This is a genomic window from Streptomyces sp. CG4 (assembly GCF_041080655.1).
Taxonomy (GTDB): Bacteria; Actinomycetota; Actinomycetes; order Streptomycetales; family Streptomycetaceae; genus Streptomyces.
This window is the reverse complement of the sequence record NZ_CP163525.1, coordinates 2,115,472-2,128,340: the sequence shown is the minus strand read 5'-3', so window position 1 is coordinate 2,128,340 and position 12,869 is coordinate 2,115,472. Positions and strand designations below refer to the sequence as shown.

Annotated in this window: 10 protein-coding genes and 2 pseudogenes; 7 read left to right on the top strand and 5 right to left on the bottom strand. The window is 69.2% G+C overall.

What is annotated here, in order from left to right:
- The first annotated feature begins 100 nt into the window (after nucleotides 1-100).
- The 3 genes from AB5L52_RS09820 to AB5L52_RS09810 all read left to right on the top strand — a co-directional run bounded on the left by AB5L52_RS09820 (nucleotide 101) and on the right by AB5L52_RS09810 (nucleotide 3,387).
- Nucleotides 101-1,357 (top strand): MFS transporter, encoded by a 1,257-nt coding sequence (locus AB5L52_RS09820; protein WP_369363411.1) that lies wholly within the window; start codon nucleotides 101-103, stop codon nucleotides 1,355-1,357.
- Nucleotides 1,358-1,462: 105 nt separating this feature from the next.
- Nucleotides 1,463-2,290, top strand: a complete 828-nt coding sequence (locus tag AB5L52_RS09815) for an SDR family NAD(P)-dependent oxidoreductase (RefSeq protein ID WP_351574425.1) — start codon at nucleotides 1,463-1,465, stop codon at nucleotides 2,288-2,290.
- Between the two features lie 143 nt (nucleotides 2,291-2,433).
- On the top strand, nucleotides 2,434-3,387 hold the full coding sequence (locus AB5L52_RS09810; protein WP_351574422.1) for a hypothetical protein: 954 nt from the start codon (nucleotides 2,434-2,436) through the stop codon (nucleotides 3,385-3,387).
- Between the two features lie 167 nt (nucleotides 3,388-3,554).
- Here the strand turns inward: AB5L52_RS09810 and AB5L52_RS09805 are convergent, their stop codons facing one another.
- Together AB5L52_RS09805 and AB5L52_RS09800 are read right to left on the bottom strand one after the other, a co-directional pair.
- Nucleotides 3,555-4,043: a hypothetical protein gene (locus AB5L52_RS09805; RefSeq protein ID WP_369363408.1), complete on the bottom strand. Its 489-nt coding sequence runs from the start codon at nucleotides 4,041-4,043 to the stop codon at nucleotides 3,555-3,557.
- 433 nt (nucleotides 4,044-4,476) lie between these two features.
- Nucleotides 4,477-5,094 (bottom strand): helix-turn-helix domain-containing protein, encoded by a 618-nt coding sequence (locus tag AB5L52_RS09800; RefSeq protein ID WP_351574416.1) that lies wholly within the window; start codon nucleotides 5,092-5,094, stop codon nucleotides 4,477-4,479.
- Nucleotides 5,095-5,221: 127 nt separating this feature from the next.
- On the opposite strand from AB5L52_RS09800, the gene AB5L52_RS09795 reads away from it, so the two are divergent.
- Complete coding sequence (locus AB5L52_RS09795; RefSeq protein ID WP_369363406.1) at nucleotides 5,222-6,214, top strand: 4,5-dihydroxyphthalate decarboxylase; 993 nt, start codon at nucleotides 5,222-5,224, stop codon at nucleotides 6,212-6,214.
- A 74-nt stretch (nucleotides 6,215-6,288) separates the two neighbouring features.
- Nucleotides 6,289-6,609: a hypothetical protein gene (locus AB5L52_RS09790; RefSeq protein ID WP_351574591.1), complete on the top strand. Its 321-nt coding sequence runs from the start codon at nucleotides 6,289-6,291 to the stop codon at nucleotides 6,607-6,609.
- A 129-nt stretch (nucleotides 6,610-6,738) separates the two neighbouring features.
- On the opposite strand, the gene AB5L52_RS09785 is transcribed toward AB5L52_RS09790, so the two are convergent.
- Nucleotides 6,739-6,900: a hypothetical protein gene (locus AB5L52_RS09785; protein WP_369369089.1), complete on the bottom strand. Its 162-nt coding sequence runs from the start codon at nucleotides 6,898-6,900 to the stop codon at nucleotides 6,739-6,741.
- On the opposite strand from AB5L52_RS09785, the pseudogene AB5L52_RS09780 reads away from it, so the two are divergent.
- Nucleotides 6,848-7,069 (top strand): annotated as a pseudogene (locus tag AB5L52_RS09780) (hypothetical protein); the annotation flags it as partial. The gene AB5L52_RS09785 and the pseudogene AB5L52_RS09780 sit on opposite strands and share 53 nt — an antisense overlap.
- A gap of 1,141 nt (nucleotides 7,070-8,210) precedes the next feature.
- A pseudogene (locus AB5L52_RS09775) lies at nucleotides 8,211-9,457 on the top strand (IS256 family transposase).
- A 45-nt stretch (nucleotides 9,458-9,502) separates the two neighbouring features.
- Here the strand turns inward: AB5L52_RS09775 and AB5L52_RS09770 are convergent.
- On the bottom strand, nucleotides 9,503-10,723 hold the full coding sequence (locus AB5L52_RS09770) for an arylsulfotransferase family protein (RefSeq protein WP_369363404.1): 1,221 nt from the start codon (nucleotides 10,721-10,723) through the stop codon (nucleotides 9,503-9,505).
- A 478-nt stretch (nucleotides 10,724-11,201) separates the two neighbouring features.
- Nucleotides 11,202-12,107 (bottom strand): hypothetical protein, encoded by a 906-nt coding sequence (locus AB5L52_RS09765; protein ID WP_351579522.1) that lies wholly within the window; start codon nucleotides 12,105-12,107, stop codon nucleotides 11,202-11,204.
- Nucleotides 12,108-12,869 lie beyond the last annotated feature (762 nt).

Below are 12,869 nucleotides of genomic sequence, written 5' to 3'. Positions count from 1 at the left end.
GTGTCGCACCCTGGCTGGGAGGGGGTGCAACACACCCTTCTTCGTCGGCCGCCGCCTTCCTAGCGTTGCTTCCGGAACAACGTCCGGAAGGTGAACAGATATGCGTCAGTTGGTGGGTGTGCCCGAGAAGGCCGCACCGCGGCGGATGAACCCCGCGCTGACACTGGTTCTGGCGGTGGCCTGCGGGCTGACCGTCGCCAATCTCTACTACGCGCAGCCGCTGCTCGACCTCGTCGCCGGCTCCTTCGGCGTCAGCCAGGGCGCGGCCACGACCGTGGTGACGCTGACCCAGACCGGGTACGCCCTCGGCCTGCTGTTCGTGCTGCCGCTCGGCGACCTGGTCGAGAACCGCAGGCTCGCGACGCGGACGCTGCTCGTGACGGCGACCGCGCTGCTACTGGCTGCGGTGAGCCCGGTGTTCGGGATGTTCCTCGCCGTCTCGGTGCTGGTGGGGACCACGTCCGTGGTCGCGCAGGTCCTCGTGCCGTTGGCGGCTCACCTGGCCCCAGCCGACCAGCGTGGCAAGGTCGTCGGCCGGGTCATGAGCGGTCTGCTGACCGGCATTCTGCTCGCGCGGACGGTGTCGAGCCTGGTCGCTGACCTGCTCGGCTGGCGTGCGATCTACGTGATCTCCGCGGTCGTGATGCTCGCCCTCGCCGTCGTCCTGCGCCGGCTGCTGCCGCAGCGCGCGCCGGACCACGCGGCCGGCTACGTCGCGCTGTTGGCCAGCCTGGGCGGGCTGGTGCGCAGCGAGCCCGTGCTGCGTCGCCGGGCCCTGTGCCAGGCGACGATGTTCGGCGCGTTCACCACGTTCTGGACGGCCATCGCCTACGAGCTCATCGACGAGCACCACTTCGGCCAGGTCCAGATCGCCCTGTTCGCGCTGGTCGGTGCCGGCGGTGCTGCCGCCGCGCCGGTCGCCGGGCGGATCGCCGATCGTGGGCACGGTCGAACCGCCAGCGGCGTCGCGCTGCTGCTCGCCTCGTGCGCGTTCGTGCTCGCCGCGCTCGGGCACGGCAGCGTGCCGCTGCTCGCCGTTGCCGCAGTGCTGCTGGACTTCGCCGTGCAGTGCCACCAGGTGCTGAGCCAGGCCGAGATCTACGCCCTGCGCGCCGATGCCCGAGCCCGGATCAACACCGTCTTCATGACTACCGTCTTCGTCGGCGGCGCCACCTCCTCCGCCGTCGCCGGCGCACTGCACACCGCCTACGGATGGTCCGGCGTCTGTGCCTTCGGGACGGTGCTGCCGCTGGCCGGCCTGCTGATGTGGGCCCACGGCCAGTGGACGGCGCGCGCCCAGGCGTCGGCGGACGCCGTACGGGCGGCCGAGGCCGCGCACATGGCGGATGTCGCCTGACACGCCGAGGTCGGCCGGCCCCGCCCACCGCCGCCATTCATCCGCGCCGCCAGACACCGGCGCAGGCCTGCCCGAGCCGGCACACCACCTGTAACTGGAGCACACATGAGCAAGATCTGGTTCATCACCGGCGCCGCAAGGGGCTTCGGGCGCGAGTGGGCGACCGCCGCCCTCGAACGCGGCGACCGGGTGGCCGCGACGGCCCGGGACACCGCCGCACTCGCCGACCTCGCCGCGGCGTACGGCGACCTGGTCCTCCCGCAGCGGCTCGACGTCATCGACCGCGCCGCCGCTTTCGCGGCCGTGCGGGCGGCGCACGAGCACTTCGGCCGGCTCGACGTCGTCGTCAACAACGCCGGCTACGGGCAGTTCGGCATGATCGAGGAAATCAACGAATCCGAAGCCCGCGACCAGCTGGACACGAACCTGTTCGGCGCTCTCTGGGTCACGCAGGCCGCGCTGCCCCTCCTGCGCGCGCAGGGCTCGGGACACATCCTGCAGGTCAGCTCGATCAGCGGCGTCTGCGCCTTCCCCAACACCGGCATGTACGCCGCCTCGAAATGGGCCTTGGAAGGCCTCAGCCAGTCGCTGGCTCAGGAAGTCGCACCGTTCGGCATCAAGGTCACGCTGATCGAACCCGCCGCGTACGCCACCGACTTCGGCGGCCCGTCCGTGCGCACCGCGACGCCCCACCCGGCGTACACCGAGCTCCTGACGCACGTGCAGCAGGCCAGGCGGCGGCGCCACGGGACGCTCGGCGACCCGGCCGCCACCCGGGCCGCCGTGCTCCGGCTCGTCGACGAGGCCGAGCCGCCGCTGCGGGTCTTCCTCGGTGACGGACCACTCGCCACCGCGACCGCCGAGTACCGGACGCGGCTGGAGACCTGGCGCAGCTGGGAGCCGCTCTCGGTCGAAGCCCACGGCAAGCGCTGAGAACATACCGGCCCCACGGGGTGGGATGCCGTCCGAACCAGGGCCCGGCGGGTGTCGGTACTGCCGTGCCGACACCCGCCGACCACCTCACCTCACTACTTCCCGCATCGCCCTGGGCGCGGGACGACCAAGGAGACAACCCCGTGCACAACATCGGCAGGACTTCGATCCTCGCTGCGGCACTGACCGCCGCCGTCGCGGGCCTCGCCATACCGGCGTCCGCGGCCACTCCACCGCTCGACGACGTCCGGGTGGTCAGGCACCTCGACCTGGCGGCCGGCCGGCAGCCGGAGAACCTGACGATCGAGCCGGACGGCTCCATCGACCTGACCATGTCCTTCTCCCACCAGATCGACCGGCTCACCCCGGACGGCGGCCTGGACGTCCTGGCCACTCTCCCCGCCCCGCCGGACGGGACCAGTGCGCCGCTCACCGGCCGCGCCTTCGTCGGCGGCATCGTCCGTCTCCCGGACGGCACCCTGTACGTCCTTTACTCGGCGGGCACCGACGACCTCACCGGGCTGTGGCGGATCCCGCCCGGCGGCAGCCCGAGCCGGGTGGCCGCCATGCCCGGCACAAGCGTCCCCAACGGCCTGGCCCTTCACCACGGATTCCTCTACGCGAGCGACTCCGCCCTCGGCGCCGTCTGGCGCATCCCGCTCACCGGCGGAGCAGCGACCGTCTGGCAGGAATCCCCTGATCTTGCGGCCGGCCCCGGCAACTTCGGTGCCAACGGGCTGAAGATCCGCGACGACGCGGTCTGGGTCACCAACATGGACCGGGGAACACTGCTGCGCATCCCGATCGGCTGCCACGGCGGGCCCGGCGCGGTCCGCACCGTCGCCACCGGTCTGGGCACGGTGGACGACTTCGCCTTCACCGGCGACGACGATGACGTCCTGGTCACCAACAACCAGGGCAACGAGGTCGAACTCGTCCGCACCGACGGCTCGCACACCGTGGTCCTCACCGCCGACGACGGACTGCAGAACCCCACCTCCCTTGCCCGCCGCGGCGACACGGTGTACATCGCGAACGCCGCCTACTTCACCGCCACCGATCCGAACCTGCTCTCCGCCCGGATCTTGAACCGGTAACGAGGCGCAGGGCGTTTCGGCGGCTTCCCGGCACGACCGGTTGCCCCTGCACCAGGAGGCCGCCGAAACCACCGTATGAACACCAGGACCGGAACGAGGGCGCCCCCCCGCGCGCCGCCTCGCCGCTTGCACCGCAGGCCTGCGGCAGCGAGCCGTGCGCGCCGCCGTCAGCCTGCACCGGGAAGCCTGGCGAGGTCGAGGACGATCTTGCCCTGCCGAGGCCCCGAGCGGCGGCTGCGTGAGCCGCGGCGGCCCGTGCGGCCGGGAAGGTCTCCTGCACGGGAACGCGGAAGCGTCCTTGGCGGGAGAGCGCGGCGGCAAGGGCGAGTCCGTGGCAGCCAGTCCGCCTCGCCGGCGTACTGGCTGCGGGAGAGCCGCACCCCGCGACCCGGTCCGGTGAAGTCCGCAAGGGTGACCGTCGTCGCCGCCTCGCCGGTGATGGTGACGAGTTCATCCAGCGAGCCCGCTCCGGCGACGTCGAGTGCCAGGTCTACCCGCGCGACGCCGAGCGCACGCAGCCGCGTGACCAGGCCCGGACCGTAGCTGACAGGTGCCACAACGACGACGCAGACACCGAGGTCCACCTCAAGCTCGGCAAGACCGAGATCCACCTCCCCCCGATCCTCGACCAACTCGCGATCCAGCACCTCAAGCACGGCTGCCTCCCGCGCACCGGAACCGCAATCGCCACCGGCGGTTGGCTCTTCCCCGGCGCGAAGGCAGGTCGGCAGGTCAGCCACTCAGCCACGCCCGGGCCGTAGTCCGTCTGCGCACACTCAGCCTTCCTCCCGGACCGGGACGGGCAAGGGTCCTGCTGCACCTGGCTGCACGCGTCGAGGCCCCGCTCCTGGCGCAGGCCCTGGGCATTACCGCGCGTACCACCGTCCGCTGTGAAAGTGGATCAAGGTTGTGGATGATCACCGGCCGTGGGACGAGGTGGTCCGACGAAGGACCGGTCCCGCACTCCTGTGCTTCGCGTGAGCTACCGCGACGCGCGGTGTGGGGATCAATGCGCCGGTGTCCGTCCGCTGTGATGCCCGCGTCGCGCTGCCTGAGCCGATCGGGCCGGCTTGGCGCGGTCATCGCCCGTCACAGGATCAGCCCGGCGCGCAGGTCGTCTGCGAAGCCGGCCGTGTCCGTGAGTCCGAAGGCCACGCGCTGGAGCAGGAATCCGTGCAGCAGTGCCATCACCACGCGGGCGCCGCGGTCCGGGTCCATGGTGGCGGGCACCGCGCCCGCGGCCCGGCCGCGGCGCAGCGCGTCGGCGATGCTGGCGCGGACCTTCTCGAAGCCCTCGGTGGCCGGGCCACGAACCTCGTCGTTGCGCAGCATCTCCGACCACGCCTGCACGGCGCAGCGCAGCAGCTCGTCGACTGCGACCGTGTGCCCCGCCGCGTCCTGCACTGTCCGGCCGCTGATCGTGTCGAGCGCGGCGGCCACCAGTTCCGCGACGGCCGGGGCGTCCGTGCCCTCGGCCAGCCGCTCAACCGGTTCGAAGATCAGCCGGAACGCGTCGCCCGCAATAGCGAGGATGATCTCCTCCTTGCTCGTGAAGTAGCGGTAGGGCGCGCCGGCCGAGACGCCCGCCTCCGCGGCGATGTCCGGCATTGAGGTCTGGTGGAACCCGTCGCGGGAGAAGCAGCGGCGGGCCGCCGCGACGATCTCGGCGCGCTTGGCCTCGCGGCGCTCGGCTGTGATGCGCGGCATGGCGATCCCTCTCATCGTGAATGAACATTCATCTTGACGGCTCGACTGCTCTGGGGCCACCATAAAAGGTGAACGATCATTTACGGAAGCTGGCCTTCCCATGTACTCCCCGATGGGAGATCCACTGATGAGCACGCAGCTGAACATCGGCATCTACGCCTACGAGCACACGGAGGCACTGTTCGACGGCCGGGTCGCGGTCGACGGGGTGGACGCGGTGTTCGAGACGGCGCCGCTCGTGTCGGACATCTTCCGTCGCGCCGTCGAGGGGTACTACGACCTTGCCGAGTTCGGTCTCACCTACTTCCTGCGCACCTTCGACCTCGACGATGCGCCGTTCCTGGCGCTGCCGATCCTGCCCAATCGCAACTTCCGCCACTCGGCGATCTTCGTGAACACCACCAGCGGGGTCGAGAAGCCGCAAGACCTCGTCGGCAGGACCGTCGGCGAGTTCGGGCTCTACGGCCACGACGCCGGGATCTGGCCGAAGGGCATCCTTGCTGACGAGTACGGCGTGACCCCGGACCAGTGCCGCTGGGTCATCGGCGGCACCAACCGCCCCCTCCCCGCCTTCGACTGGGTCCCGCAGCCCGTCCCGGACGGCGTCGACGTGCGCCACGCGGAGGACGGCCAGACCCTGGGCGCCATGCTCGAATCCGGAGAGATCGACGCACTGATCTCCATCGACGTGCCGCAGGCGGTGCTGGAGGGCTCGCCGAAGGTCGCCCGCCTGTTCCCCGACTACGAGGCTGTGGAGCGCGACTACTACCGTCGCACCGGGATCTTCCCCCCGATGCACATCGTCGCGATCCGCAGGGAACTGGCACAGCGTCGGGGCCTCACGCGAGCCGTCTACGACGCCTTCACGGAAGCCAAGGAACTCGCCGAGCGGAAGTACCTCGACGACGCCGCGAAGCAGCACATGGGCGTCATCACGCCGTGGTTCAGCGCGCTGTTCGAAAAGAACCGTCGGCTGCTCGGCGACGACTGGTGGCCCTACGGGATCGGCGCGAACCGCAGGGCCATCGACACCTTCTTGCGCTACCACCACGAGCAGGGCCTGTCGAAGCGCCGGATGACGTGCGAGGACATCTTCGTGCCGGAACTCCTCGACACCTGAGTCGAGCGGGCAACGATGCTTCGGGTTGGGGCTGCCTGGCATGACCATCAGGCCACCATGTCGGGAGATCCCCGGTGCTCCGGCTGACGACTGGCATGAGCTGTCCGAGTACCTGGACCGCGCTCGTCACCGCCACGCCTGAATCGCAAGTTCCCGGCCCGCAACTACCTGGGCTGCACTGGGCCGTGAAGGACCGGAATGGTCATTCCCGACTCAGGATCCCCCGGACGGTTCCGCATCCACCGCCCGATCCGGGCCATAAGCCCGGCGGCGGGATCAACAACAAGAAGGACCCGGTCGAGACCCGGTTGCACACCGCGGTCTGCTCCGGCAAGGTCACGCTCGCCGCAGCGCAGAAGGCGATCGCCACCGACTGGACGCTCGGGCTCAGCTGACGGACGGCCGCGGTCAACGGGGCAGGGTGGATCGGCGCCCAGACACATGACCGTCCCGTCTCAGCCGAGGCGGCGCGGAAGGCGGTGCGGTGGTCAGGGGCCGGCGCGGGGCAGGGCCGGCCAGAGGCGTCAGTCGCAGGTGTTGATCATCGAGGCGAGCGCCTCCTTCTCGCGTTCCATGATGCTGAGCCCGTACCCATACGTGATGTCGGTCCAGGCCCGTCCGTAGGTGCACCGTTCGCCGGCGGAACTGCGACTGATCCGCCACCACGTTCTGGTCTGTGAGGTCACCGACTCCAACAGCGCCCAACCCCGTCTGCGCCGCGCTCGCACCACCGACGAGGGCGGAAGCGGCCTGCTCCTCGTTGCCCAACTCGCCGAGCGCTGGGGCTGCCGCCATGGCACACCCACCGGTGAGGACCAAAAGATACGGCGAGCCGATGGCCATCACATCCACTGAAGCCGCGTATTCGGGTCCGGCAAGTCCGTCACGCGGCCGCCCGGGCGCCGGCTCGCCCCCTGCCGACGGCTGATGGCAGGTCGGGCGGAACGCCTGCGAAGTGAGGCGTCCTTCGCCGCTGTGCGACGTCAGCCCCGCCGAGCGTTCCTCGGGCGGTCGGCCATACCGTCGTCTCAACCGTGGCGGCGACGCCACGCCAACGCTGCTCTGCACCGAATCGTGCAGACTCAACTGTGCGTCGACCCGCGCACCAAGGACTACCACGAACGCCGCAGGAACAGGAAGGATGGCAGGACCCGACGCAAATCGCCCGATGCCTTAAACGCTACGCGGCCCGAGAGGTCTTCCACCTGGTCAGTCAGCTACAGCCAGGACCCCGCTCAGAGGGGCTGTCGTGACAGATGAGAGGCTCGGGCGGGTGAGCGAGACACCACCGAACACCCTGCAGTACCGCTTTGACGGGCCGGAAGAGGCCCCCGTCCTGATCCTGGGTCCCTCACTGGGTACCACGTGGCACAGGTAGGCGGAACCGTCTTCTGGCGTCCGTGTGGTCCAGGGCGGGAGCGTTTGGCCTGGTCAGGTCCTTGTGGTGCAACTGCGTCCACCCTGTTGGTGACACGCATGTGACTGCGGTGACTGACGTGGATCCCTGTCGGCTCGTTCCGGCGGGGGTCTCCGCGTTCAGGATGGGCCCGGGTTAAGAAAGCGTCTTTGAGCCTCCTGCAAGACCGTGTCGTCAGCTTCGGAGGACGCTGACGACACGGTGCCTTCCCAGGGTGGGAGCGTCCTCGCAGCCCTTCGGGGTGACGAGGTAGGGGCCGACACACCTGACTGAGGTATCAGGCCGATGGTGGCTGCTTGGGCCCCGAGCAGGTTGGCAATTTCTCCGCTGGTCCAGCTTGTGGCCGACAGGCGTGGGTTCGCATGCGCATGCGGTCCTGTCGCAAGTTTGTGGCCTAGCGGCCTGAGGCTCCTTGCGGGGGATGGTGTCCCGCCGAGTGGTGTAGCCGGCCGGGTGTCGCGAACGCGCGGGTGTCTGCCCGGGGCGTGCACTCGCTGTCGGTGTCTGCTCCCTGAACCAGGGGCAGGCCACCGCGCAAGTCTCCCTGGTGAACGGGCAGTTCGACCGGAGGAGCGCACGATGGCCTTGTCCCAGTCTGACCTGATGCGGCTGCTTCAGTCACTACGTACGGCCGACGGAGTTGAGACGATCAGGGTGCTGTGCCAACGCATCCTGCAGGGGCTCATCGAGGCCGAGGCGACCGAGGCCATCGGCGCCGCCCCGGGCGAGCACTCCGACCAGCGCACGACCTGGCGCAACGGCCACCGCGAGAGGCTGCTGAGCACGCAGGCCGGCGATCTGGACCTGAAGATCCCCAAGGTGCGGACCGGATCGTTCTTCCCCTCTCTGCTGGAGCGGCGCCGGCGGATCGACCGGGCCCTGTTCGCCGTGGTGATGGAGGCATACGTGCACGGCGTGTCCACCCGCAGCGTGGACGACCTGGTCAAAGCCCTCGGTGCGGACTCGGGGATCTCCAAGCCGGAGGTGTCTCGGATCTGCGGCGAGCTCGATGCCGAACTCGAAGCGTTCAAGGAACGGCCGTTGGATCACACGGTCTTTCCCTACGTCTTCCTGGACGCCACCTACTGCAAGGCCAGGGTGAACCACCGGATCGTCTCCCAGGCCGTGGTCATCGCCACCGGGATCTCCGCCACCGGCCACCGCGAGATCCTCGGCCTGATGGTCGGCGACAGCGAGTCGAAGCCGTTCTGGACGAAGTTCCTGCGATCCTTACGGGCCCGCGGCCTGGACAACGTCCAGCTGGTCATCTCCGACAGCCACAGCGGACTCGTGGCCGCGATCCGCACCGTCTTCCTCGGCGCCGCCTGGCAGCGATGCCGGGTCCACTTCGTGCGAGACGTCTTCAGCGTGATCGAAAAGGGCTCAGGAGGATGGTGGCGGGCACCATCCGCACCATCTTCGCGCAGACCACCGCCGAGGCCGTCCGCACCCAGCTGAACGTGGTCGCCGACATGCTCGGACGGCAGTTCCCCCAGGTCAAGACCATGCTGGTGGACGCCGCCGGGGACATCACCGCGTTCGCGGACTTCCCACCGGCCCACTGGAAGAAGATCTGGTCCACGAACCCGCTGGAGCGGCTGAACCGGGAAATCAAACGACGAGCCGACGTCGTCCAGGTCTTTCCCCACCCTGCGGCCCTCGACCGGCTTGCCGCCGCGGTCCTGGCCGAGCTCCACGACGAATGGCAGGTCTTCGACCGCCGCTACCCCTCCGAAGGCTCCATGGCCGAACTCCTCAACCCCGAACCGCCCGGCGACGACCACCAGCTTCCTCCACAGCCGGAACCGAATCAGCTTGGCCAGTGACTACACAACACGGCGGGACATGACCGTGCTCAGGGCCCCGCCCGGTCACTTCCAGTCGAACCGGTACGCCCGGTAGGTGTTCACCCCCGTGGGGAACTGAGCGTCGAAGAGCAGCTTGCCGGAGCGACTGAACTCGGAGACGTAGGGCAGCGATCCCCACCCGACGAGAAGGTCGCCGTTGCGCACCGTCTGCGCGTTCCCCTGGGACGAGGCGCTGAGCTTCGTCGGCTGATCGACGGAACGCACCAGTGTCGCCTCGTGGGTCTTGGCGTTCAGGCGCACCGTCACCGCGCGGCTGTACGGCAGCTCCCGGACGGTCCCGGAGCCCGTGTTCGCGGCACCTGCGGCCTCGTTGTCGAAGAGCGTGTACAGGCCGTTCCCGAGCGGCTCCGGGTCATGCTGCCAGGCGAAGATCTTCCCGGCCTTGTTCAGTACCTGGCCGGGCGCGGCCTTCAGCTTGAACGAGCTCGCCTTGCCGCCGAGCTGCCAGAGGATCTTGCCGGTGTGCCGCGACACCTGGTACGTGGTCCACGTGTTGCGCGCGTCGATGAGCAGCTTCCCCTTGCCGTCCAGCTTGACGGCGTTGATGTGGAACCAGTCCCACGGCGTTTTCGCCGAGGACGGCAGCGGCTGCTCGCTCTGCGCGTACGGCACGTGGTCAGCGCTGTTCCACTGGAACAGCACCTTGCCGGTGCGGATGTCGACCTCCTGGGCGACCCCGTTGATCACCTTCTGGTGAGCGGAGCCGCCGATGGACGTGAGGTCGGTGGTGGCTTCCTTATAGGCCAGGATCAGCGCGGTGTTCCGCGGCGTGATCAGGAACTCGTGACCGTCGGCGGTGTAGCCGTTCCCGGCCCGGACTTCGGCGATCTTCTGGTATTGGTCGTTGTAGACGTAGTCGACACCGCTGGCGAGCCCGCCGAGGTTGGTGCCCTGCCACCAGGTCAGCACCGGCTTGCCGTGGTAGGCCTGCTTGCGGAAGTCGGCGGCCTCCTGCCCGGACGGCACCGCGTGCGACCAGACGACGTTCTTGCCGTCATGGCTGAGGATCTCCACGCCACTCGCGTACTTGCGCGTGGCCGAGTTCGGCGAGACGAAGATGTCCCCGCCGCCGGTCCCCGCCTCGTCGGCCAGGACGTTCACCGGCGGAAGCGGGCGGCTGCCCGACTCCGACGCCCAGGCTCCGGTCGAGGGCACCGCGCCCGCGAGTGCCGCGGTCGCCGCCGCAGCGAGCGACATCCGTGCGGCCCAGGTTCTCTTTCGCATGATGCTCCTTCTTTGAAGCCCGAAGCTGAGTAGGGGGTTTCGGGACTGTTCGTGGACAGCGACGAGCCATGTCCCAGCGCGCCGTGCGCCGGGCGTGCGAGACCGTCGCCGGTTCAGCAGTGTGATGCGGGAAGCCGCTGCCCCTCGGGGGGAGGAGGAGGGCATGGCGGCGCGTGTCAACTGCGCGTGACCAACGAAGGGTTGGGATCACGCGCGACGGCCGTCAGCGGCACTCGGATGGATCGAGTCGTGGAGGGCGGCTGTCACCGGGTGAGGACACACAGGCGGGCCGTACCAGTCCGCTAGGGCGCGTAGGCCCGCAAGGCGGAAGAGACTCTGGAGGAGGGGTCGAAGCCCTCAGCAGGAGCAACAGGCAGCCGAACAGACTCGCTTGAGGTCGATGTGACCGCGAGTCGTCAGGGCGAGGGAGTGCTTCCGCATGCCGCGAAGTTAGCGGGGCTCCCACCCGCCGTCAACATCAGTCCGCATCATGAACAGGCCGCCCACCAGCAGTGTTCGTACCTCGCCGCCTTCGGGGTGGGCGGCAGCGGTGCCGGACGCCGGGACAGCGACGTCCCGCTCCCGGGGCGAAGCCCCCGGCCGGAGTCCGGCAGCGGCTGCACGACGGGCTGCCGGCCACGGCGTCGTGGCGCGCGGCGCCCTCGCGGATCAGCCCGCGGTTACGCAGTTCGTCGAGGTCGGGGGTGATGAGGCCGTCGCCGGTCATCCGGCACTGCTCGAGCGGGGACCAGGCGACGGGGCGGTTCTCGGTGACGGTGCCGATCAGAACCCGGCGGCTGTTGCCGTCGGTTTCGCACCGCACCCGCAGGGCATAGCCATAGCGGACCATCATATCCCAGGTGATGGCGCTCTCCAGCCCGAAGACCCACTCGACGTGCCCTTCCTTGCCGGCCAGGCTGTCCGCCGTTCCGCGCCAGCTGCGGTAGTCGTTGGGCCGCAGTTCGAAGCGCAGGCGTTGATTCGTGGCACGCAGCACGAAGTCCACGGCATCCCCGGGGCCGTGCCCGAGGCTGCACAACTCGGCCTGCGCCGCGTGCCCCTGGCCCGCCAGCCGCTGCGTCACGTGCGCCTTGACGAACAGGTGATCGGCGCTGTCGACGCCGTTGGCCGTGCGATGACAAGCCGCCCGGGTTCCGTCGCGGTCCGGGAAATGGGAGAAGTGACAGACCTTCGTTTCGTAGCGCTTGGTCATCAGCCGCTCGCCGCAGCCACCGAGCAGCGTCCCACACCAGAAGTCGTCCTTGCCGAACTGGCGGCGGAACTCATCCAGATTGTGCGGCTCCTCGGGCAGGATGACCGGCTGGTCCGAATCCCGGCCTCCCATGACCGCCGTCTGGACGAGACGGAAGTCGGTCTGCGCCACCAGCAGTTCCTCCGAAAACAGTCAGCACCCATCCACCCAAGGAGGCGCACACCCGGCGCGGATACCGCGCCCCGGAGCACCCCTGGCGCCTGCGAAGTCACACACGTCCCGACGGTGCAGCGACGTCTTGGGCCACCCGATGAGGTTATCTGTCGCGTCGGACAATGCGTCAGGTGTGGTGTGCATTGCCTCCCGGAACTTCCTTGGCGGGCTCCGGTGAGTTGTCTTGCGCGGGGCGTGGGCCTACCGGCTTCGATGCCGTATCGAGCACCCAACCTCGTGGAGGAGCTGGAGGAAGCCGACGAGGGAACTCGCGTATTAATTCTGGGACTTGCGGCTGGCAGTTTACCCAGGATGAGGGTTCGAGGCCGCCCGTGCGATGGCCGGTGAGGGGCCGCTGGTAGGGCGGACCACTGGGCTGTCTGTCAATGCCGGTCACGGGTGGACGAGGAGTCAACTCATCGTTATCCCGTCCAGCGCAGGTTCACTGCCGGTTCGGACGAAGTCTCCCGGGAGCGGTCGGGGCATGCGATTGCCCCGGGGACAGCGGGACGGTTGCGTAGCACCATTCGGTGCGGGGTCTGACTCATGACATCTTTGACCAAAGTGTCTCGTCACGGACATGTCGACTGCCGTTGCGGGTGGTGCGCGCTGCCACCGAGCCACAGGGCGTGTCCCCATAGGGGCCTTGCCGTCTTTCAGGCGCCATCACGGTTCAGACCGCCCGACCGGCAGGTGCCGGCCACCCAGCACATCACCACG

Coding starts and splice junctions, on each gene's coding strand:
- AB5L52_RS09820 (WP_369363411.1), top strand. CDS start 101: ATGCGTCAGTTGGTGGGTGTGCCCGAGAAGGCCGCACCGCGGCGGATG.
- AB5L52_RS09815 (WP_351574425.1), top strand. CDS start 1,463: ATGAGCAAGATCTGGTTCATCACCGGCGCCGCAAGGGGCTTCGGGCGC.
- AB5L52_RS09795 (WP_369363406.1), top strand. CDS start 5,222: ATGAGCACGCAGCTGAACATCGGCATCTACGCCTACGAGCACACGGAG.
- AB5L52_RS09770 (WP_369363404.1), bottom strand. CDS start 10,723: ATGCGAAAGAGAACCTGGGCCGCACGGATGTCGCTCGCTGCGGCGGCG.
- AB5L52_RS09800 (WP_351574416.1), bottom strand. CDS start 5,094: ATGCCGCGCATCACAGCCGAGCGCCGCGAGGCCAAGCGCGCCGAGATC.